The sequence below is a fragment of the Acinetobacter sp. LT1 genome (assembly GCF_059800965.1).
In genome coordinates this window covers 18,188-38,832 of sequence record NZ_JBBAXE010000003.1, presented here as the reverse complement: position 1 = coordinate 38,832, position 20,645 = coordinate 18,188, and the positions used below count along the sequence as shown (strand labels likewise).

Here is a 20,645-nt window from a genome sequence, read left to right as displayed (position 1 = left end):
CCACAGTTGTGGCCTTATTTGTTTTTAGATGTCTTATTTAGGGAAAACAACACCACTTGCTAAATCATAATTTGTTGGTGAGTTGGTATAGACCGATCCAAGTCGAACTGCAAAGAACCAGCCTAATGTACCTTGGTCTTGAATCCGATTTTCAAAGATATAAGGCTCATCTGTTTCGGATGCAGCATCTTCAATAAATACTTTATATTCAATAGGTCCTGTATTTTCACTGTCGCGCTCAAATAGATAACCATCAATATTAAAGAAGCCTAGGTTATTGTTCGCGTCGACTAATCTATAACCTTCAGCTGCCTGTTCTTTAAGAAGTTTTTCAAGTTTAATTGCATCATCCTTGTTGAAAGGAATATGTTGTGGAACTTCAAAATAGCGATATGCATAGGTTCCGTTATGGGTACTGCTATTTACGCAAGTAGGTACATAGAAGGTTCCATTCGTTGTGCCATTATTAGTGAATTCTGAGTTTGCGTAAATTAGCTTACAACCTTGTGCACCAAGTTCATTGAAGGCATTTAGAATACTTGTGCGAGAAGTGTTGGTTAAGAAGCGATTAGAATACGAATAGGTTGCAGGTTTCTTATCATTTTTCACAAATAAATATTTATCTGTATCAGATGTAACTTCACCAAATGAAAGCTTATATATATAGCCTAAGCTACCTTGTTTATTTAACTCATTCACCCATAGTAAATAACGGTTAGCTACCGAATTAGTTTTAACATCAACTGTTTTATAGGTGTATGTGTCAGTGGATTTATTGTTTTTAACATATAAATTTTTATACAGCGCAAAGCTTCCATCCGGATTATCTAATCTTACAGATGGCGTGAGAAGAGCGTAGCCTTGGCGTCCTTGATCATTAAGTTGACTTAATACGTCTGCCCAAGATTCCTTATTATCTCCTAGTCTAAAACTTGCTGTTGCCAATACTTGAGTTGGCTTTTGCATGCTTGCTGGTGGATTTGTTTTTGTGAAGCAGGTATTTGTGAGATCAAAGTTTGCTTGCTGCAAATAATTATGTATCGCATTTGGTTCATCTGTAGGAACTAGACAGAATTGGTTTGCATTTTTAAACCGTAGAATAGCTGGCTGTTTCTGCGTTAGCTTTCCTGCTACTACAAGCTGCCAATCTACTTTGTTATAGCTTGAGGTTTGTACTGTCTGAGGTGCTCCAATATTTGAAACCAGACTAAAATCTTCAGCTTGGCGGTAACTTGCAACAATGTTACCTGTACAGTTCGATTCATTCTCATAACGTACTGTTTCACTGGCAAATCGCACGCTGTTATCAGAAACCTTAATGACATTCATTTTTAGAGCAGAGCCGTTAATACAACCTCCTTTACCTGCTAACCAACTTCCAACAAAGCGATCCGCTACACTTGTTGGTGTTGGTGTTGGTGTTGGTGTTGGTGTTGGTGTTGGTGTTGGTGTTGGTGTTGGTGTTGGTGTTGGTGTTGGTGTTGGTGTTGGTGTTGGTGTTGGTGTCGGTGTCGGTGTCGGTGTCGGTGTCGGTGTCGGTTCCGAATCGTTATCATCAGATCCGCAACCACTTAAAGCTATAAAAATCAAAGCAATGCTGCTTCCTTTTACTATGTTATTCATCACATGAACCCTTTTTTTATTAAAAATGTGAAAATTTAACATTTTAAAATAGATCAATTATAATGCAGTTGTAAAGATCAAATTTGAAAAAAGGTTCAACATGGCAGCTTATAATCAAATTGAAATATTCGAACAAAGCCAAAAATGGTTTGACCAGTTGCCATTAGAGTGGAAAAACTGGCTTGAAGAAAACTTAGAAAAAGGGTGTGGGGTTGAACAATTAGTCGATGTATTAAAAGCAAATGGTTTTGAACCAAAGTTTGAAATGAATGATTTGAAATTTCAGACTTTATTGGATCATGATCAAGAGTGGATAATTGAACAAGTTTTAAATGAGATAACGTCTGCGAAAATTATAAAAATATTAATAGAGCAGGGGCATGATGGTTTAAAAGTAAAAGAATATTTAAATAATTTAGAAAATAATAAGTTATATAAAATTTTGAAGAAAAAGCATCATCAACTTAAAAAACGTGAATGGTTAATAGAAACTGTAGATCAATTAGCACAGCTAAACTCTGACTATAGTAAAGAAATTCCTTCAATTACTGCTCCACGGTTCTCTAGTTTTATAAAGGATTACTATAGTCAACATCGCCCTGTGATTTTAAAAAAAGGAATAGAACATTGGCCAGCTTTGCACAAATGGTCTCCGCAATATTTTGCTTCTAAATTTGGTCATCATTTAGTTGAAGTTCAGATGAATAGAAATTTAGATGAACAGTTTGAAAGACATTCTCCATCATTAAAGCAGAAAATGAAGATGTCAGAGTTTGTATCAAAAGTTATGTCAGTTGATGCTAGTAACGATTTTTATATGACTGCAAATAATGCATCAAATAGTCATCAGATGCTTCAAGAATTATTTTCAGATATAGAGGATTTTGCAGATGGTTACTGTGATTTGGCTTTAAAGGATGACCGTAGTTTTTTATGGTTTGGACCTAAAGGAACATTTACGCCCTTACATCATGATTTAACGAATAATATGTTAGTTCAAATTTATGGAAGCAAAAAAGTAACTTTAATTCCTGCATTGCAAGTTCCTCATCTATATAACGATCATTGGGTATTTAGTGAGTTGAGTGATACAAATAAAATTGATTTTGAAAAATATCCTTTAGCAAAATCAATTACTCCTGTTGAATGTATTTTGAATGCAGGGGAAGCTCTATTCATCCCGATTGGTTGGTGGCATAGCGTAGAAAGTTTGGATGTCTCAATCAGTATTTCTTTTACCCATTTTAATGCACCAAATCATTATATTGATCGGTTTCCCAAAGAGGTCTAAGAATGAAAATTGCATCTTAAACCGTTCAGTGTGACAATTGCTCGGCCCATACTGTTTTCAAATATGAAGGAAAATTGTTACCCTATGACCACACTCCAAACGAACAATGCAGAACTTAATCAAAAGCAGGTATTAATGTTAATGGAATACCTGACGCAATGGTTAATTCGTTCGGGAGTTGGATATAACGACTTTGTAACTGCTTTAAAACCTGTTTTCTATCAACAAGCTTTAACTGAGCTAGAGCGTATAGAGCAAAAGCCAACTGATTCAGCGGTCAGTTTACTTTCAGGGTTACATCGCAAAGATGTGAATGCATTTAAAAAGGCGATGCAGGCTGGGCAGCCTTTAACAGAAGCAAAAGTAGCAGAGCCAGTAAGTGTTCCTGCTCGGGTGATTGGTTTGTGGCTTGCAGAGGGATTGGCAGAAAAAATTCCATTTGTAAGTAATGATCAAATTTGTTTTGAAAATTTAGTAAAGAAAGTCTCAACTGAAAAGCATCCAAGATCTATTTTGAATGAACTCGAACGCCTAAATATTGTGAAAGAAGAAAATGGCCTTGTGGTGTTGCAGCAGCGTAGTTTTATGCCTGATGTTGAGCAATTCGAGGTTCGAAAATTATTAGCAAATAACTTAGAGGCACATTTGGCTGCAGGAGTTCATAATTTATTTCAGCCAGAAAAAGAACCCTATTTAGAACAAGCAATTTTTGCTGATGAACTAACAGATGAATCGATTACTTTACTCAAAGAAGCAAGTTTGCGCTTATGGGAAGATTTATCGCTACAAGTACTTAAATTAGCTATTGAACGTTGTGCACTAGATGAAGGAAAAGAGGGTGCAACTAAAACTTTCCGTTTCGGAGCTTATCAATATGACGAAAACAACTTATAAAAAATTAATAATATCCATGAGCTTCATTTTGACAAGTGGTCTTTTAACCGCTTGTGGAGAGGATTTATTCGCAGGTGGTGCAAGTTTAGGGGGATCAGGATATCCGACTAAACCTGGTAAACCGGGTGATTTTGAAACACCGGCCGATGGTGAGAAAGGCGACTCAAAAGATAATGAAATTTGGTTGCCTGCACCCGTTGAAGATGACTGTAATGGCTTGCATCGCAAATTACAGTTTCTCAATAATGTAACGCGTGAACCCATAGAAAAAGAAACTGTTTTTAAATATGCACAGCAGTTAACTCTAAACGGTACTCTGGCTTTGCAGATTACTCAAACTAATAAGGGATTAGAGAAAATACAAGAAAAACAACCTGCATGTTATGTACCTTTAGAACTCTATTTACTTGGAAACATGAAGCGCTCTTATCCAGAAAATGAGTGTAAAGAGACTCAAACTTACGAATATCTGCCAGGTGAAACCAAAACTTTTATTGTCAATTATCCAGCATTTGACGTCATGAATGGTACTTGGAAATATGGTCTAGAAAGCACTTATTTGAAGAGTGATCAAGAGTTAAAACAATGTGAACCTTTAACTATCCAATTTAAAATAAGTGCACCACCTGAACCGATTAAAATTAATTAAGTTGAACCATTCATGAGCGATAAAATTTTAGAGGAAGTATGAGTTAAGCTTGCTCTAGCACTTTTTCGTCATAAGTCATTTGGGCTGCTAAAACCTGTTCAATATTGGTTTCAGCCCATTCTTTTAATTGGAACGCCATTGAAGCGACATTTTGCCCCAGAGAAGTGAGTGAGTAATCAACACGAATAGGAGACGTATTCTGAATTTTACGCTCAATAAAACCATCTCTTTCTAGCATCTTTAGTTTTTGTGATAAGACTTTAGGAGAGATGCCTTGTATATTCTTTTTGAGCAAATTGAAGTGCTGAGTTTCCTCTTCAAGCACATTTAAAATCAATAAAACCCATTTATCTGCAATTTTTTCAAAAAATAAACGAGCAGGGCAATGTTGTTGAAAAACATTATATTTTAGACATTCATTCATACTTTTTACCTGCTAATTTCTTAAAAAATTACCATAGTTACCAGTTAGTAACTAATTGACACCTAGTTTCTAAAATATATCATAAAGTAGAATTTAATAAAACAAAGGTTTGCTCCCATGTCTAACTCTAATATCGCGGTTGTATATTTCTCTGGTTATGGCCACACTAAAGTCGTGGCTGAAACGTTTGCAAACGAAATTAATGCTCAGCTCATCCAAATTGATCAAGAAGGTAATATTACTGATCAAGATTGGCAGACATTAAATGATGCGAAGGGGATTGTTTTTGGTGCTCCGACTTATATGGGCACAGCACCATGGCAGTTTAAAAAGTTTGCTGATGCAACTTCGAAAGTTTGGTTTACACGTGGTTGGCAAGATAAAGTATTTGCAGGTTTTACAAACAGCGCGAGCTTAAATGGAGATAAGCAGGTTACTCTTATTCAATTACAAACTTTAGCTTCGCAGCATGGTGGAATTTGGGTGAGCCTTGGTTTATTACCAGCGAATACAAAAGATGCAACACGCGAAGATATAAATAACTTAGGCGGTTCAGTTGGGCTTTTGGTTCAATCACCTTCTGATGCGAGTGTAGAGGAAGTTCCTACTGGCGACCTTGAAACAGCGAAGCTTTATGCTCAACGTGTACAAAAGATTGTGAACAAAATTTTTGGTTAATTTGACAATTTGACCATAAAAAAGGCGCTTTAAGCGCCTTTTTTATTATTCATGTTCATTATGCTGCGGAGCATTATATTTAAAGCCTTTGGTTTTGTAGGCCAAATAACCTACACCAATAACGGCCCAAGCTAAGCCAATTTGTAAGGCAAGCTTATCAATCTCAAGCCACATCATGAACACACTGGCAAAACCAAGTGTTGGTATAACAATATAATTGATGATGTCTTTAAACGTTTTATTCTTGCCATCTCTTAATGCATAGCGAGAAATAACAGAGAAGTTAACAAAACTAAAAGCGGTTAAAGCACCAAAACTAATCAAGTTGACAATATGCTCAAGATCTAAGAAACCAGCAGATAAAGCAACTACACCCACAATAAGAATGTTGTAAGTTGGAGTATGCAATTTTGGACTAATGTGACCAAATAATTTCTTATTGATTACGCCGTCACGTCCCATTACATACATTAAACGAGATACACCTGCATGAGCAGAAATACCTGATGCCATAACAGCAACTACAGCAAAATATAAAACCAAAGTTTTAAATGCAATACTACCAATCGCAGCAACCATTACAGGCTGTGATTCATCGAGAGGATTAAAATAAGTATTTGGGTTACTAGGGAAATATAATTGGATGAAGTAAGTACTTACAATGAAAATAATACCTGCAAGTAATGCTGTCGTAAAAATAGCTTTTGGAAGCGTTTTCTCTGCATCTTTTGTTTCTTCAGCAAGAGAAGATAAGGCATCAAACCCTGTGAAAGAGAAGCAGAGTACAGTTGCACCAGCAATTAAAGCACTTACGGATGTCATGTCGTTCCAAAAAGGAGTTAATGACCACAAGGCAGCTTTATCTGGATTTAAAGTTCCATCTGCATATACACCTTGAGTGAGTAAAATGTATACCTGATAAACGAAATAAAAAATTACGCCAAGCTGAATAATAACGATTGTACTGTTAAAGCGTGCGACAAATCGTGCACCAAATAAGTTAATAACAGTCATTAGGGTGGTTAAACCAATCACCCATAACCAGTTATTTACCTCTGGAAAAAGAGCTCTTAGATAAATATCTGCCAAAATAATATTAACAAGCGGTGACAGTAAATAGTCTAACCAAGAAGACCAACCCACCATAAAACCAACATTAGGGTGAATTGATTTTTGAGCATACGTATAAGCTGACCCAGAAGAAGGGTAGCGCTTAATCATATGTCCATAACTGATCGATGTTAATAAGATTGCGACTAATGCAAAGATGTAGGAAGTTGGTACATGACCGCCACTTCGCTCTGATACTAAACCAAAAGTATCGAATAACGTTAATGGCTGAATATAAGCTAAACCAATAATAATAATGTGCCAAAGCACAAGATTCTTTTGAAGTTTAGCTGTTGGTTTAGTCCCAGATAAATTTGTCAACGGCGTTATCCTCATAATCGTTGATCAAGGATCAGCTTGGTGTTAAGGATCGTTTGAGACGAACGATCCCCCCTACAGAAAAAGATAAAGTGCGCCAATCTATCCTAAATTGATGCAAATTGTCAGTACTTTCATCGATTTTTTAGCAAATTTTTTGCCATATTTCCAAATAAAAAGATGAATAAAAATTCACAGTGATAAAAAAGACCTGATTTTATATAAAAATCAGGTCTTTATATTTAAGTCTCGAGTTTAACCTATCGAATTACCATGCCTTTTGTAAGATCTCTCGGATATCTTTTAGGCTTGCTTCTTTAGGGTTGTAAATAATTGAGCCGTCATTTAGTGCTTTTTCTGCAACTTCATCGAGCTGTGCTTCCGTTACTTTGCCAGTTTCACGTAAAGTACGTGGTAACTTGGTTAAAGTAAATAAACGATCACGCATTGCTAAAATTGTTGCAATCGCTCTGTCTGCACGTTGAGTTGCTGGAGTTTGTGCATAGATATCAGCACCAGCTAACGGCAATAGTAATTCACCAATTTTCTGGCCATTTACCTGCTTATTATATTCAAGCACATACGGTAAGAATAAATTCATGCATAAACCGTGGGGCAGGTGAGCAACAGCACCTAAAGCATGACCTAAGGAATGTACAAGGCCTACCATTGAGTTTGAGAATGCAATACCTGCCATTGTAGAGGCTTGTGCTAGTTCTAAACGACCTTGTGAGTCATTTGGGTTTTCTAGGACATTAAATAGGTTTTCACTAATCTTTTTAATTCCAGCACTTGCATAAGCATCGCTAAGTGGATTGGCAGCCATACATGTATAGGCTTCAACACAATGTGTTAAGGCATCCATACCTGTCATTGCAGTTAAATGAGGTGGCAATGTAAGTGTCATGCGCGGATCTAAAATCGCTGCATGTGGCATTAAGTAATAAGAGGCAAATGCCAATTTAACATTCTTTTGCGTATCTGAAACCACGGCAACCATAGTCACTTCAGATCCCGTACCTGATGTAGTCGGAATTACGAAAAATGGTTTTAATGGTTTTGGTAGGTTGTGTGCACCAGAATATTGAAGTAAGTCATCTCCACCTTCAGATACTAAAATGTTAGTTGCTTTAGAAGTATCGATAACTGAACCACCACCTACAGCAATAATCGCATCGCATTTATTCTTGCGATAAGCTTCTGCGGCAAGACGAACGACTTCTAAACTTGAGTCTGGTGGAACATCATCAAACACATGACCAATGACAGCATCAGTCGTACTGAACGCAGCTTCAATCGGGTTGAGTAAACCATTTGCGCGCACACCTTTATCTGTAATGATGAGCGGACGTTTTGCACCTAAAGTCGCAAGTTCAAACGGAATATGTTCTAACGCAGCATTACCGGCAATGACTTTTACAGGACAAAAGAATTCGTAATATGGTTTAGCCATGTTATGCGCTCCGCTTGAAATAGGACTTAGCTACTTTTAAGTAAATATTTGCAGCTTCGTTGAATTTTTCTTTTAGGGTGAGTTCGGTTGGGTATTCTTTGACTGCAAGAGACGCAACCAATTTAGGTAAAATGAGAGATTCCATTTTATTTAGACAGCGTACTAAGCGAATGGCAGCAGATACATCGCCATCAGCAATCATTCGGTCATTCGCAAATGCTTGGGCAGTACTTTCTTGAAAAGAAAATACTAAAAAGGCATGAGTTACATGTTTGAATGTAATAGTTAAGTCTGGCTTTCTTTCAGCTCTTTTGAGTAGCTCTAACTGTTTGTCTTCTGTGACTCGAGCAAAAAATGCTGGTCCATTTGGGAAAACATTCATTGAAAGTACAAAGTGAACAGGAAATTTAGATACTTCCTCTTGTATTTCAGTGTCCACTTGACTTGCCATGACTAAGCCACGACCAACAACATCCATCATGAGCTTAACGTAGGCAAGTTGCAGAGTAGGCTTTACAGCTTTTGTCGAAATCACTCGCGTATCCCTTGTTAAAATTATGCAAAAGCAAATTTAGAGTAATTACTCTAATCCATTTTTATTTCATCGCAAAGCGATTTATTCGGTTTTGACTTCTGGGTCATTAAAGTACCCCGTGTTCTTAATATACTCAATAAAGTCTTGGCAAAGTTGAGTGAATGATGGATAAGGAGTCACCAAATCTTGTATACGCACCATTTCTAAGCCTGCGTAACCGCAAGGATTAATAGTTTGGAACCCATCTAAAGCACAGTCCAAGTTTAATGCTAATCCATGATAGCTACGGCCACGACGAATTTTAAAGCCTAAGGAACCAATCTTACGGCCATCTACATATACTCCTGGTGCATCAGGCTTAGCATACGCTTCAATTCCGTATTTTTTTAAAACATCTATCATGAATTGTTCAGCAAAACTGACCAATGTTCGTACGTTCCATTTTAGACGATTAAGATCAAACATGAAGTAAGCAACAAGTTGACCAGGTCCATGCCAAGTCACTTGTCCACCACGGTCAGTTTGCACTACAGGAATATCTGATGAAATTAGGATGTGTTCAGGTTTACCAGCTTGACCTTGAGTTAAAACATTATGATGTTGAAGTAACCATAACTCATCAGGCGTATCTTGATCTCGCTCATTTGTTAAGAGTTTCATAGTTTCAAACTTGCTTTGATAATCTTGTAAATCGTTCCATTGCCGAATGATTAAGTTAGGTTTATCAAGGCTCATCACAATCTCTTCCTATAATTAGTTTATGCGGCGCCCAGTTAATATCTACTAGATAAAAGCCGAAAACCTTGTAATTTTAAAGGATTTTATAAAAGGAATTCTAAATATTTGTAAGGTTTTTCGTGGTAGGGAGGTTTTTAAAATTTCCAAAAAAATACCACAGTAAGAATGCCTGACTGTGGTATTGATTGAAGAACTTAAAATTAAAGCGCAGTTCTAATCTGCGGACAAGCAGCCAAGTCAGCATAAAGTGCATGAACTTGTTCTAATTCTTCAAAGCGCAATTGTGCTGTTAAAGAATGATACTTGCCGGTGCGAGATTCTTGAACTTTTAATGTTGAGTCATCGAAGTCTGGAAAATGTTTTACCAAAATATCAACTACAGCAACACGTAATTCTTCACCCGCATCGCCAATAAGTTTAATTGGATAATCCATCGGAAATACCCAAAGATGTTCTTGTAGTTCGCGAGATGGAGTGCGGTCTAACATAAGTTACCTCATGATTTGAAACGCCTGCATTATCGCAGGCGTTTATAGCTCTTTCTATTAAATGGGGCTTGGTTTTGAAATTTCAAGCTTTCAAAACTTAGTCATTTTCCAAGAAAGAACGTAAATGTTCAGAACGAGAAGGGTGGCGTAATTTACGCAATGCTTTCGCTTCAATCTGACGGATACGTTCACGCGTTACATCAAATTGTTTGCCAACTTCTTCAAGTGTGTGATCGGTCGGCATATCAATACCAAAACGCATCTTCAATACTTTTGCTTCACGTTCAGTTAAGTTTTCCAATACTTCACGAGTTGCTTCTTTTAAGCCTTCTGAAGTCGCAGCATCAATTGGAGAAGTGATGTTTTGATCTTCAATGAAATCCCCAAGATGTGAATCTTCATCATCACCAATAGGTGTTTCCATCGAAATCGGTTCTTTAGCAATTTTAAGTACTTTACGAACCTTAACTTCATCCATTTCTAAACGTTCACCTAATTCTTCAGGTGTTGGTTCACGGCCCATTTCTTGTAACAATTGACGAGATACACGGTTGATCTTGTTAATCGTTTCAATCATGTGTACTGGAATACGAATCGTACGAGCCTGATCGGCAATCGAACGAGTAATCGCCTGACGAATCCACCAAGTTGCATAAGTCGAGAATTTATAACCACGACGGTATTCAAACTTGTCTACGGCTTTCATCAAACCAATGTTCCCTTCTTGAATCAAGTCAAGGAACTGTAAACCACGGTTGGTATATTTCTTCGCAATCGAGATTACCAAACGGAGGTTGGCTTCTACCATTTCTTTCTTAGCGCGACGTGCTTTCGCTTCGCCAATCGCCATACGTTTAGAGATATCTTTAATTTCAGCAACGCTTAAACTAAGCTCTTTCTCAATATCTGCAATCTTTTGTTGGAATGCTAAAACATCTGGACGAACTTTTTCTAAATGCGCCTTAATTTCAGCAGGTGCTTTAGCAATTTGTTCATCTAACCAAGCTGGATTAGATTCTTGTTTAGGGAAAGATGTACGGAATTGAGTACGGTCCATACGGCCACGACGTACTGCATAACGCATGATTTCACGTTCATTGGCACGAATTTGCTCATGTGTACCACGAATCATTTCAGAGATGATGTCAAATAAACGTGGTGTAAATTTAAACATCATGAACACAGTAGCTAAAGCTTCTAAAGCTTCTTCAGCCTCTGGACTGTTACGACCATGTTTTTCAACAACAGCTTTTGTTTTAGCCCAAGCAGCTTCTAGTTCAGTAAAACGAACTTTTGCAACCTCAGGGTCTGGACCTGAATCGCCTTCAGAGTCATCATCACCTTCAGACTCTTCTTCTTCATCGTCATCATCAAGCTTAACTTCTTTCGTTGATTTTGAAGATGATTCGTCTTCTTCTTCAAGTTCTTCAACTTCTTCTAAAACTTCTGGAATATCTTCATCAGTTTCAGGATCGAGGTAGCCTGATAAAATATCTGCAAGACGGCGTTCGCCAGTTAAAAAATCATTATATTCTTTTAATACAACTTCAACAGCATTTGGCCAGTAAGCAATTGAATTAAGGACATCACGGATACCTTCTTCAATACGTTTGGCAATGCTGATTTCACCTTCACGGGTTAACAGTTCAACTGTACCCATTTCACGCATGTACATACGTACAGGATCTGTCGTACGCCCAGGCTCATTTTCAACCGATGCAAGTACGGCAGCAGCTTCTTCTTCAGCAACCTCATCAGTTGCGTCAGCCGACTCACCGAACATGGTATCGTCAGATTCAGGTGCACGCTCGTGTACAGGAATACCAACGTCTTGAAGCATTTGAATAATGTCTTCAATCTGTTCGCTTTCAGTAATCGAGTCCGGCAGATGATCGTTAACCTCAGCGTAAGTTAAGTAACCTTGTTCTTTGCCTCGGCTAATCAGAGCCGCTACTTGAGAAGTAGGGGAATGCATATCGCTCATCTTTGCTTACTCTTTGTTGAATCTGTGGCAGTGAAAAACCGTGCATGATAGCACAATTTGCTTGAAATGTTTTGGCTTTGATCAGTAACCGTTAAATAAAAAATATCTTTGAATTCACTTCTGTTTTTTGAATATTGGGATAAAATCATTTTTTTCAAGCTTAAATCATCGAAAAAATCATAGAATTTTTTTTTGATCAAAAAAATAGTTCAGCTTTATAAATACACAATTTTTTGGGCGAAAAAAAGTACAAATATGCAGTTTAATGAAAAAAATATAAATAAAACTTGACACGATTTAATAACCAAGATAAATAGCGGCTAGACCCATTCACATTTTTTCATTAGAGGTAGTTTTAGTGTCTTCTACAGATTTTGAATTAGATGATAACTACGGTGATGATGATGATGTCGGTTTTGATGAGTCATCAGGCAAAATCACTGCGAAAGAATCATTAGAAAAACGTAGATTAATTGATGATCTATTGGCTCAACGCCGTTTAGAGCGTGAGTTAAAAGATTTTGATTACGATTTAGACGATGATGATCTTGATGATGAAGACTAATCAAATCTGAATAGGGCATCGTCAGCTTAGATGCTATGCTATCGTAGATTTCTTTTTTATAGTCAGGTAACACAATGAGTGCGTTAGATTTAGACCAATTAAGTGAATATCTAGATGGAGACCACAATGAGTATGGTCTGGATTTCGCTGCAACTCATGGTTTTCTGTGTGCAATTGCAGTAGGCCCTCAGTTCGATCGTTGGTTAGATGAATTGTTTGATAATAACCATAAAAAAGTTCCTGCCGAAATTATTCAGCAGATCAAAGCGTGGTTAGAGTCAATTCGACAAGACTTAGCAAATGAAAATGGAATTGAATTTCCGTTTGAAATTGAGGAAGCGGATGTTGAGTCTAGCTTAGGCGACTGGAGTGTTGGATTTGTTGATGCGATGTTCTTAAATGAAGATGCATGGTTTGCACCTGAATATGAAGAACAATTAATTGATTTAACTTTACCAATGATGGTATTTAGTGGAATTGATGAAGAAGATCCACAGATGGAATCTTTCCGTCGTAATGGACAGTTAATGGATGAACTGGCAGAAGAAATCCCAGATAATTTGAATGAATTATACTTGATGTATCATACGCCAAATTAACTTATTAGAAGAAATAATAAATAACGTCCTTTCTAGGGCGTTTTTTATTGTAAAAAAATTAGTGGTATAAATAAAAAAGGGCAGTTAGAAATCTAAATGCCCTTTAAAAACTATATTATAGTTTTATAGGCGTTTACGCTTTGCAGCAGCAATTTGTGACTGGCGCATACGGAAACCAGCTTTTTGCTTTTCAGTGGTTTTGTCGATGCAATAAACGCAAGAAACACCGTGTTCGTAACTTGGTAGAGCAGACTCTTCAGGAGTTAAAGGCCAGCCGCAAGCATGACATTTAATATTTACGCCTTCCTGTACACCATGAGTTACAGCAGTACGTCCGTCAAATACGAAACATTCACCTTCCCATAAGCTTTCATCAGCAGGGGTTTCTTCTAGGTACTTAAGGATACCGCCTTTAAGATGGTAAACCTCTTTAAATCCTTCTTGAAGAAGTAAAGAAGTTGATTTTTCACAGCGAATACCACCAGTACAGAACATCGCAATTTTTTTGTCTTTATGTTGCTCTAATTCTTTCTTGACGTATTCTGGAAACTCACGGAATGTTTCAGTTTTAGGATCAATTGCACCCTTAAATGTACCCGCTTTATATTCGTAATCATTACGTGTGTCGATTAAAATTACATCATCACGTGCGATTAAATCATTCCACTCTTTAGGATCAAGGTAGTGACCGACTAAGTCACGAGGTTTAACCTCAACACCTAAAGTCACAATTTCTTCTTTAAGTTTAATTTTCATTTTGCGGAAAGGTTTATCAGAACTATGGGATTCTTTGTATTCCATAGCACCAAAGCCTTCATTGAGCAAAAACTGATGTAGTGTATCAATTGCTACGCGATCACCAGCAACAGTACCATTAATTCCTTCACCTGCTACAATCAGAGTTCCACAGAGGTTAATTGTTTTCACTAGGTCTAATAAACGTTGTTGAAGATCGGCAGGATCTTGAACTTCTTTAAATTGATATAGTGCTGCAACAACCCAACCTGCGGTCGCTTGCTGTTCTACAGGTGCAAGCTGTTCTACAGTAGCGTTCATGGAAAACTCCAAATGTATTAAGATAGAAATTTAAGGCGCATATTTTAGCGCGAAAATTTGTAATAAGCGAGAAAACCATAAAAAGTATATGGTTTATTTAAGGAGTTTGTTTTGAGTAATGATCATCGAACGCTCTCTCACACCCCATGTGCAGGGCGTTGTTCAACAGTTTTTGGTGATCAGGTTTGTCGTGGTTGTCGCCGTTTTAACCACGAGGTGATTCAATGGAACACTTATACGGCAGAGCAGCGTTTAGCTGTATGGAAGCGTTTAGATGATCAATTGAATCAAATCTTAGTACCGATGCTGCCTCATGCAGACTTACAGCATGTTGAGGGCTTTATTTTAAGTAAGCGTGTTCGGTTAATGGAAGGGGCGAGCCAGGGCCGTAAGCTTTACCATGCCTTAAAAATATGTGAAAAGAATAAACATCTAGCACATGAGAGTGGTTTGGGTATTTCGGAGTCTCAAGTCAAAACGATATGGGTTGAGTTTGAACGACGCGTTTTAGCGTTGGCTAAAGCGAGCTATGAGTTGGCTTGGTTGCGAGCAGATGGAATTAGCCATCACTTGTTAACTATGTATGAAGAAGAATAAGTCTAGAGTAGAAAAAGACGTAAATAAAAAAGCTGCCTTTTGGCAGCTTTTTTTCATTAATTTTCTTTCGAATATTAACGTTTGATGTCGCGTTGAGTTTCACCAGTATAAAGCTGACGAGGACGACCGATTTTGTAAGGGCCGCTGTGCATTTCTAACCAGTGGCTGATCCAACCAACTGTACGAGCAAGAGCGAAGATTACAGTAAACATTTCTGTTGGGATACCAATCGCTTTAAGGATGATACCTGAGTAGAAGTCTACGTTAGGGTAAAGTTTACGCTCAACGAAGTACGGGTCGTTCAATGCGATACGCTCAAGTTCCATAGCAAGTGCTAATTGAGGATCGTTGATACCTAAAGCTTCAAGAACTTCGTCACAAGTTTGCTTCATTACTTTAGCGCGTGGGTCGAAGTTTTTGTAAACGCGGTGACCGAAGCCCATAAGCTTAACTTCTTTGCGTTTAACTTTTTCCATGAACTCTGCAACGTTTTCAACGCTACCGATTTCATCAAGCATCTTAAGAACTGCTTCGTTTGCACCACCGTGAGCAGGTCCCCAAAGTGCAGAGATACCAGCAGAGATACATGCATACGGGTTTGCACCAGTAGAACCAGCAAGACGTACTGTAGATGTAGAAGCATTTTGCTCATGGTCAGCATGAAGCGTGAAAATACGATCCATTGCGCGAGCAAGAACAGGATTAACTTTGTAATCACGGTCAGCAGGAGTAGCAAACATCATGTGTAAGAAGTTTTCCGCATAACTTAAATCGTTACGTGGATAGATGAATGGTTGGCCTACTGTGTATTTGTAACTCCAAGCAGCAAGCGTTGGAATTTTTGCAATTAAGCGAATTGCAGTGATTTCACGGTGGTTGATGTCTTCAATATCTAGGTTGTTGTGATAAAACGCAGATAATGCACCTACAACACCAACCATGATTGCCATTGGGTGAGCATCACGACGGAAACCATTGAAGAAACGGCTAACTTGATCGTGAACCATAGTGTGAGCACGTACTTTCGTATCAAACTCAACTTTCTGTTCAGCAGTTGGGAGCTCGCCATTTAATAATAAATAACAAGTTTCAAGGTAGTCTGCTTGAGTTGCTAACTGATCAATTGGGTAGCCGCGGTGTAATAAAATACCTTTGTCACCATCAATGAAAGTAATTTTAGATTCGCATGCGGCTGTCGCCATAAAACCAGGATCGAAAGTAAAATGACCTTCTTTCAGTATGCTGCTGACATCAATTACATCTGGACCTAAAGTGCCACTGTAGATTGGTAATCCAATTTCTTTGCCATCAAGATGTAATACGGCTTTTTTGCCATTTGCTTCAGACATTCAATAGATCTCCTGTCCTGGTGAATGTTGATCTGACTCGAAATCCTAATGTTCTCATGTGCGAATCAGACGGTGTCAAAATTTGCTATAAGATTAGTGAGTACTGAAATTTTGTCAATTATACTTATGGATAAAAAATGACGTTCCCACAGAGAGTTAGTCATCAAGACCCGAGCAAAAAAGTCAGTAAAATCACTGCATCGGGATGGTATAATAAGTCAATTCAACAAGAACGTGCAGAAAAAAAATGAAGGATGAGTACAATTGTAAGCAAATTTATAAATTGCAATTTAGAATAATAAGGCGGTAGAAAATGCCAATCTGCTTAAAAAAATCATAAAACTCATGGTGTAATTTCAAATTTATACTCAAAAAAAATGGTATTTTTATTTAGTTGTAACAAAGAATATTGTTCTTTTTTTAAGTTTAATTGTATAAAAAATAGCTCATCAGACGACTTTAAAATCATAAGAACTGTTTTTTAATGAAATTCACTTTCGAAAAATTAGTATAGATCGCTTAATATCTATCTGAAATATAAGTCTGTTCACTTATTTGAAATGTGGCTTACATTGAAAATAGGAGAGTATTGCGATCATTTTTCTATTGATATGAGGAATTTATAACTTTATCTTTAGTCTAAAATCGGCTTATTTAAAAGAAATTTCAGAAAAAATGAAATTAAATAAAAAGTTATTTTAAACAAGGACATGATGTATGTAGGTATAGTTTTTTTATTGACCTAATAATGTAATATTGTTTTGAATGATTCTTATTTAATGGTTTTTTGCTGAAATGGCAAAGTGGATTGTTTGTATTTTGATACTTCGCGTTTTATAATTCAGTGTCGTTTATAGGTTAGGCATGAGCTGTGCTTGCCTAACAATGCCAGCTTTCCTTGGAATTAATTCAACAAACTCCGGTCGGAGTTTCTACCTACAGGATGCCCGCTGTGAAAAGCAACAGACCTGTCAATTTGTCCATGGGTCAGGTGTTAGCGGTAAATTTACGCTCACCCGTGGCTATTGCATCAATTTTACACCGTTTATCAGGTGTCATCGTTTTCTTATTAGTACCAGTTCTCTTATGGATTCTAGATAAATCATTATCTTCACCAGAAGGATTTGACTACGTTAAAAATGTCGTTTTTGGAAATATCCTTGTACGTTTTGTTGTTTGGGTATTTGCAGCCGGCTTAATATTCCACTTTATTGCTGGAGTTAAGCACTTACTTGCAGATTTAGGTTTTGCTGAAGAACTGCAAAGTGGTCGTATTGCAGCGACAATTTCATTGATCTTATCTGTGGTAGCCATTATCGCAGCCTTTGTATGGATTATGTTCTAATGAAAAGTGCTACAGGTTTAACTGGTTCAGGTTCTCGTGATTGGTTTATCCAGCGTGTAAGTGCGGTTGTATTAGCAGCTTATACTGTTGTTCTTTTTGGTTGGATTCTCTGCAAAGGTGGATTTGACTATCAACAGTGGGCTGGCTTCATGATGACATTACCAATGAAGATTTTTTCTTTATTGGCAATTTTATCGCTTATCGCACACGCATGGATTGGTATGTGGCAAGTTTTCACTGACTATGTCACTACTCGTCAAATGGGTCCTTCAGCGAAAGGTTTACGCCTTGTACTGACGACGGCTGTCATTATTGCAGTGTTTGTGTACGCAATCTGGGGTATCCAGATTTTCTGGGCGAATTGATAGGAAGATATCATGGGCGCGATAACCCCTAAAGAAGATTATTCAAATATTCAAAACCTCACTTTCGATGCAGTTATCGTTGGTGGTGGTGGTTCTGGTATGCGTGCTTCTTACCAACTTGCTCAAGCAGGTTTGAAAGTTGCAGTACTTACTAAAGTTTTCCCAACACGTTCACATACAGTTGCTGCTCAGGGCGGTATCGGTGCGTCGTTAGGTAACATGCAAGAAGATAACTGGCATTTCCACTTTTACGATACGGTAAAAGGTTCTGACTGGTTAGGTGACCAAGACGCAATTGAATTTATGTGTCGTGAAGCACCAAAAGTTGTGTATGAACTTGAACACATGGGTATGCCGTTTGACCGTAACGCTGATGGTACAATTTACCAGCGTCCGTTCGGTGGTCACTCTGCGAACTATGGTGATAAACCAGTTCCACGTGCTTGTGCTGCTGCTGACCGTACTGGTCACGCATTATTGCACACGCTTTATCAAAGCAACGTGAAAATGGGTACTCAGTTCTTCGTTGAATGGATCGCGCTTGATTTGATCCGTAACGAAGCAGGTGATGTTCTTGGTGTAACAGCGATTGACCAAGAAACTGGTAATATCGCAGTATTCCAAGCAAAAGCGACATTGTTTGCGACCGGTGGTGCTGGTCGTGTTTACCGTGCATCAACAAATGCTTATATCAATACTGGTGACGGTCTTGGTATGGCTGCTCGTGCTGGTATTCCATTACAAGATATGGAATTCTGGCAATTCCACCCTACGGGTGTTGCGGGCGCAGGCGTATTGTTAACTGAAGGTTGTCGTGGTGAAGGTGCAATCCTTCGTAACAAAGACGGCGAACCGTTCATGGAACGTTACGCACCAACTTTAAAAGACTTGGCTCCACGTGACTTCGTATCACGTTCTATGGACCAAGAAATTAAAGAGGGTCGTGGTTGTGGTCCAAAAGGTGATTATATCTTACTAGATATGACTCACTTGGGCGCTGACACAATCATGAAGCGTTTACCATCTGTATTTGAGATTGGTAAAAAATTCGCGAACGTTGACATTACTAAAGAACCAATTCCTGTAGTACCAACAATCCATTATCAAATGGGCGGTATTCCTACAAATATGCATGGTCAAGTGTGCTTACCTGAAGCAGGTACAGATAACTACACTAAACCTGTAAAAGGTTTCTATGCAATTGGTGAATGTTCTTGTGTATCAGTACATGGTGCAAACCGTTTAGGTACTAACTCACTTCTTGACTTGGTTGTATTTGGTAAAGCTGCTGGTGAGCACATTATCGACTACGTAACTAAGCATCATGGTGATGAATATGCGCCACTTCCAACAAACGTATTAGAGCAAACTTTAGATCGCGTACGTAAGTTGGATGAATCAACTTCTGGTGAAAATGCACAAGAAGTTGCTGATGCGATTCGTGATATCGTTCAAGACCACGCTGGTGTATTCCGTACTCAAGCTTTGCTTGATAAAGGTGTTAAAGAGATTCTTGCTCTTGAACCACGTGTGCGCAACATTCACTTGAAAGATAAATCTAAAGTATTTAACACTGCACGTGTTGAAGCGCTTGAAGTTGAAAACTTATATGAAGTTGCAAAAGCTACATTAATTTCAGCTGCTGCGCGTAAAGAGTGTCGTGGTGCGCATACTGTAGTTGATTATGAATTGCCAGCTGATCACCCAACTTATTCATACGGTCGCCGTGATGATGAGTGGATGAAGCATACTTTATGGTATTCATCAGACAATCGTTTGGAATATAAGCCTGTGCGCTTCAAGCCGTTGACTGTTGATGCAATTCCACCAGCACCACGTACATTCTAATCGGGAGTATAAAGATGAGTAGAGGTACTCGTACATTCGAAATCTACCGCTATGATCCTGATAAGGATAAAGCGCCGTACATGCAAACTTTCAAGCTTGAATTGACTGATAAGCACCGTATGTTGCTTGATGCATTACTTGCTTTGAAGGTTCAAGATGAATCATTAACGTTCCGTCGTTCATGCCGTGAAGGTATTTGTGGTTCGGATGGTGTAAACATTAATGGTAAAAATGGTTTGGCTTGTTTATGGAATTTAAACGACCTGCCTGAGAAAATTGTAATTCGTCCATTACCAGGTTTGCCGGTTGTTAAAGATTTGGTTGTTGATATGAACCAATTCTATGATCAATATGACAAAATTCAGCCATTCTTGATCAATAACCAACCAGCTCCACCTAAAGAGCGTTTACAGTCTCCTGAAGAGCGTGAACACTTAAATGGTTTGTATGAATGTATTCTTTGTGCATGTTGTTCAACTTCATGCCCATCATTCTGGTGGAACCCTGATAAATTCTTGGGTCCTTCAGCATTGTTGAATGCATACCGTTTTATCATCGACTCTCGTGATACTGCTACGGCAGACCGTTTGGCTCGTCTTGACGATCCATTCAGTTTGTTCCGTTGTAAAGGTATTATGAACTGTGTGTCAGTATGTCCTAAAGGTCTAAACCCTACTAAAGCAATCGGTCATATCCGTAACATGCTATTAGATCAAGCGGGTTAATTCTGCACAAA

At 38.1% G+C, this 20,645-nt stretch carries 22 protein-coding genes; 11 read left to right on the top strand and 11 right to left on the bottom strand.

Features of this window, described 5'->3' with window-relative positions; translation table 11 throughout:
• Positions 1 to 33 precede the first annotated feature (33 nt).
• Entirely contained in the window at positions 34 to 1,623 is a 1,590-nt protein-coding gene (locus tag WBW42_RS03395; protein ID WP_498478339.1) for a PT dipeptide repeat lipoprotein, read from the bottom strand.
• 100 nt (positions 1,624 to 1,723) lie between these two features.
• On the opposite strand from WBW42_RS03395, the gene WBW42_RS03390 reads away from it, so the two are divergent.
• The 3 genes from WBW42_RS03390 to WBW42_RS03380 all read left to right on the top strand — a co-directional run bounded on the left by WBW42_RS03390 (position 1,724) and on the right by WBW42_RS03380 (position 4,457).
• Positions 1,724 to 2,914: a cupin-like domain-containing protein gene (locus WBW42_RS03390; RefSeq protein ID WP_032056632.1), complete on the top strand. Its 1,191-nt coding sequence runs from the start codon at positions 1,724 to 1,726 to the stop codon at positions 2,912 to 2,914.
• A gap of 84 nt (positions 2,915 to 2,998) precedes the next feature.
• Complete coding sequence (locus WBW42_RS03385; RefSeq protein ID WP_032056631.1) at positions 2,999 to 3,808, top strand: DUF6502 family protein; 810 nt, start codon at positions 2,999 to 3,001, stop codon at positions 3,806 to 3,808.
• Positions 3,809 to 3,824: 16 nt separating this feature from the next.
• Complete coding sequence (locus WBW42_RS03380; protein WP_080777160.1) at positions 3,825 to 4,457, top strand: hypothetical protein; 633 nt, start codon at positions 3,825 to 3,827, stop codon at positions 4,455 to 4,457.
• 43 nt (positions 4,458 to 4,500) lie between these two features.
• Here WBW42_RS03380 and WBW42_RS03375 read toward each other — a convergent pair whose 3' ends face one another.
• Positions 4,501 to 4,881 carry a winged helix-turn-helix transcriptional regulator gene (locus tag WBW42_RS03375; protein WP_002116344.1) on the bottom strand — a complete coding sequence of 127 codons (381 nt, stop codon included), beginning with the start codon at positions 4,879 to 4,881 and terminating at the stop codon, positions 4,501 to 4,503.
• 117 nt (positions 4,882 to 4,998) lie between these two features.
• On the opposite strand from WBW42_RS03375, the gene WBW42_RS03370 reads away from it, so the two are divergent.
• Positions 4,999 to 5,559: a flavodoxin family protein gene (locus WBW42_RS03370; protein ID WP_032056629.1), complete on the top strand. Its 561-nt coding sequence runs from the start codon at positions 4,999 to 5,001 to the stop codon at positions 5,557 to 5,559.
• Positions 5,560 to 5,604: 45 nt separating this feature from the next.
• On the opposite strand, the gene WBW42_RS03365 is transcribed toward WBW42_RS03370, so the two are convergent.
• The 6 genes from WBW42_RS03365 to rpoD all read right to left on the bottom strand — a co-directional run bounded on the left by WBW42_RS03365 (position 5,605) and on the right by rpoD (position 12,185).
• Positions 5,605 to 6,990 carry an APC family permease gene (locus tag WBW42_RS03365; protein ID WP_014207482.1) on the bottom strand — a complete coding sequence of 462 codons (1,386 nt, stop codon included), beginning with the start codon at positions 6,988 to 6,990 and terminating at the stop codon, positions 5,605 to 5,607.
• A gap of 265 nt (positions 6,991 to 7,255) precedes the next feature.
• Entirely contained in the window at positions 7,256 to 8,440 is a 1,185-nt protein-coding gene (locus WBW42_RS03360; RefSeq protein WP_017386748.1) for an iron-containing alcohol dehydrogenase, read from the bottom strand.
• Between the two features lies 1 nt (position 8,441).
• Positions 8,442 to 8,975 (bottom strand): hypothetical protein, encoded by a 534-nt coding sequence (locus WBW42_RS03355; protein WP_005072911.1) that lies wholly within the window; start codon positions 8,973 to 8,975, stop codon positions 8,442 to 8,444.
• 81 nt (positions 8,976 to 9,056) lie between these two features.
• Positions 9,057 to 9,710, bottom strand: coding sequence for a lipoyl(octanoyl) transferase LipB (lipB, locus tag WBW42_RS03350; RefSeq protein ID WP_005064548.1), 654 nt, complete (start codon positions 9,708 to 9,710; stop codon positions 9,057 to 9,059).
• 203 nt (positions 9,711 to 9,913) lie between these two features.
• Positions 9,914 to 10,201 carry a YbeD family protein gene (locus WBW42_RS03345; RefSeq protein ID WP_016143210.1) on the bottom strand — a complete coding sequence of 96 codons (288 nt, stop codon included), beginning with the start codon at positions 10,199 to 10,201 and terminating at the stop codon, positions 9,914 to 9,916.
• 97 nt (positions 10,202 to 10,298) lie between these two features.
• Complete coding sequence (rpoD, locus tag WBW42_RS03340; protein ID WP_002116414.1) at positions 10,299 to 12,185, bottom strand: RNA polymerase sigma factor RpoD; 1,887 nt, start codon at positions 12,183 to 12,185, stop codon at positions 10,299 to 10,301.
• Positions 12,186 to 12,543: 358 nt separating this feature from the next.
• Here rpoD and WBW42_RS03335 point away from each other — a divergent pair, with 358 nt between their 5' ends.
• Positions 12,544 to 12,750 carry a PA3496 family putative envelope integrity protein gene (locus tag WBW42_RS03335; RefSeq protein WP_002116495.1) on the top strand — a complete coding sequence of 69 codons (207 nt, stop codon included), beginning with the start codon at positions 12,544 to 12,546 and terminating at the stop codon, positions 12,748 to 12,750.
• Positions 12,751 to 12,824: 74 nt separating this feature from the next.
• A complete protein-coding gene (locus WBW42_RS03330) occupies positions 12,825 to 13,349 on the top strand; it encodes a YecA/YgfB family protein (RefSeq protein ID WP_002116105.1) in 525 nt (174 codons plus the stop codon).
• A gap of 123 nt (positions 13,350 to 13,472) precedes the next feature.
• Here the strand turns inward: WBW42_RS03330 and trhO are convergent, their stop codons facing one another.
• On the bottom strand, positions 13,473 to 14,405 hold the full coding sequence (gene trhO, locus WBW42_RS03325) for an oxygen-dependent tRNA uridine(34) hydroxylase TrhO (RefSeq protein ID WP_032056628.1): 933 nt from the start codon (positions 14,403 to 14,405) through the stop codon (positions 13,473 to 13,475).
• 111 nt (positions 14,406 to 14,516) lie between these two features.
• Between trhO and WBW42_RS03320 the strand changes: the two genes are divergently transcribed.
• Entirely contained in the window at positions 14,517 to 15,002 is a 486-nt protein-coding gene (locus tag WBW42_RS03320) for a DUF1289 domain-containing protein (RefSeq protein ID WP_032056627.1), read from the top strand.
• Between the two features lie 74 nt (positions 15,003 to 15,076).
• Here WBW42_RS03320 and gltA read toward each other — a convergent pair whose 3' ends face one another.
• Entirely contained in the window at positions 15,077 to 16,351 is a 1,275-nt protein-coding gene (gene gltA / locus WBW42_RS03315; protein ID WP_002116327.1) for a citrate synthase, read from the bottom strand.
• 343 nt (positions 16,352 to 16,694) lie between these two features.
• On the bottom strand, positions 16,695 to 16,820 hold the full coding sequence (locus WBW42_RS03310; protein WP_014207478.1) for a hypothetical protein: 126 nt from the start codon (positions 16,818 to 16,820) through the stop codon (positions 16,695 to 16,697).
• A gap of 474 nt (positions 16,821 to 17,294) precedes the next feature.
• Here WBW42_RS03310 and sdhC point away from each other — a divergent pair, with 474 nt between their 5' ends.
• Genes sdhC through WBW42_RS03290 form a run of 4 tightly spaced genes read left to right on the top strand, consistent with a single transcriptional unit; the run spans position 17,295 to position 20,634 of the window.
• Positions 17,295 to 17,696: a succinate dehydrogenase, cytochrome b556 subunit gene (sdhC, locus tag WBW42_RS03305; RefSeq protein WP_075384165.1), complete on the top strand. Its 402-nt coding sequence runs from the start codon at positions 17,295 to 17,297 to the stop codon at positions 17,694 to 17,696.
• Positions 17,696 to 18,061, top strand: coding sequence for a succinate dehydrogenase, hydrophobic membrane anchor protein (gene sdhD, locus WBW42_RS03300; RefSeq protein WP_000833672.1), 366 nt, complete (start codon positions 17,696 to 17,698; stop codon positions 18,059 to 18,061). Before sdhC ends, sdhD begins: the two co-directional genes overlap by 1 nt.
• A gap of 12 nt (positions 18,062 to 18,073) precedes the next feature.
• Positions 18,074 to 19,909: a succinate dehydrogenase flavoprotein subunit gene (sdhA, locus tag WBW42_RS03295; RefSeq protein WP_002116225.1), complete on the top strand. Its 1,836-nt coding sequence runs from the start codon at positions 18,074 to 18,076 to the stop codon at positions 19,907 to 19,909.
• Between the two features lie 14 nt (positions 19,910 to 19,923).
• Positions 19,924 to 20,634, top strand: coding sequence for a succinate dehydrogenase iron-sulfur subunit (locus WBW42_RS03290; protein ID WP_002116292.1), 711 nt, complete (start codon positions 19,924 to 19,926; stop codon positions 20,632 to 20,634).
• Positions 20,635 to 20,645: the final 11 nt, after the last annotated feature.

Bases quoted from the DNA above. Each gene is read 5' to 3' on its own strand.
- WBW42_RS03395 (WP_498478339.1), bottom strand. From the start codon at position 1,623: ATGAATAACATAGTAAAAGGAAGCAGCATTGCTTTGATTTTTATAGCT.
- WBW42_RS03390 (WP_032056632.1), top strand. From the start codon at position 1,724: ATGGCAGCTTATAATCAAATTGAAATATTCGAACAAAGCCAAAAATGG.
- WBW42_RS03385 (WP_032056631.1), top strand. From the start codon at position 2,999: ATGACCACACTCCAAACGAACAATGCAGAACTTAATCAAAAGCAGGTA.
- WBW42_RS03380 (WP_080777160.1), top strand. From the start codon at position 3,825: ATGAGCTTCATTTTGACAAGTGGTCTTTTAACCGCTTGTGGAGAGGAT.
- WBW42_RS03375 (WP_002116344.1), bottom strand. From the start codon at position 4,881: ATGAATGAATGTCTAAAATATAATGTTTTTCAACAACATTGCCCTGCT.
- WBW42_RS03370 (WP_032056629.1), top strand. From the start codon at position 4,999: ATGTCTAACTCTAATATCGCGGTTGTATATTTCTCTGGTTATGGCCAC.
- WBW42_RS03360 (WP_017386748.1), bottom strand. From the start codon at position 8,440: ATGGCTAAACCATATTACGAATTCTTTTGTCCTGTAAAAGTCATTGCC.
- lipB (WP_005064548.1), bottom strand. From the start codon at position 9,710: ATGAGCCTTGATAAACCTAACTTAATCATTCGGCAATGGAACGATTTA.
- WBW42_RS03345 (WP_016143210.1), bottom strand. From the start codon at position 10,201: ATGTTAGACCGCACTCCATCTCGCGAACTACAAGAACATCTTTGGGTA.
- rpoD (WP_002116414.1), bottom strand. From the start codon at position 12,185: ATGAGCGATATGCATTCCCCTACTTCTCAAGTAGCGGCTCTGATTAGC.
- WBW42_RS03330 (WP_002116105.1), top strand. From the start codon at position 12,825: ATGAGTGCGTTAGATTTAGACCAATTAAGTGAATATCTAGATGGAGAC.
- trhO (WP_032056628.1), bottom strand. From the start codon at position 14,405: ATGAACGCTACTGTAGAACAGCTTGCACCTGTAGAACAGCAAGCGACC.
- gltA (WP_002116327.1), bottom strand. From the start codon at position 16,351: ATGTCTGAAGCAAATGGCAAAAAAGCCGTATTACATCTTGATGGCAAA.
- WBW42_RS03310 (WP_014207478.1), bottom strand. From the start codon at position 16,820: ATGATTTTAAAGTCGTCTGATGAGCTATTTTTTATACAATTAAACTTA.
- sdhC (WP_075384165.1), top strand. From the start codon at position 17,295: ATGCCCGCTGTGAAAAGCAACAGACCTGTCAATTTGTCCATGGGTCAG.
- sdhD (WP_000833672.1), top strand. From the start codon at position 17,696: ATGAAAAGTGCTACAGGTTTAACTGGTTCAGGTTCTCGTGATTGGTTT.
- sdhA (WP_002116225.1), top strand. From the start codon at position 18,074: ATGGGCGCGATAACCCCTAAAGAAGATTATTCAAATATTCAAAACCTC.
- WBW42_RS03290 (WP_002116292.1), top strand. From the start codon at position 19,924: ATGAGTAGAGGTACTCGTACATTCGAAATCTACCGCTATGATCCTGAT.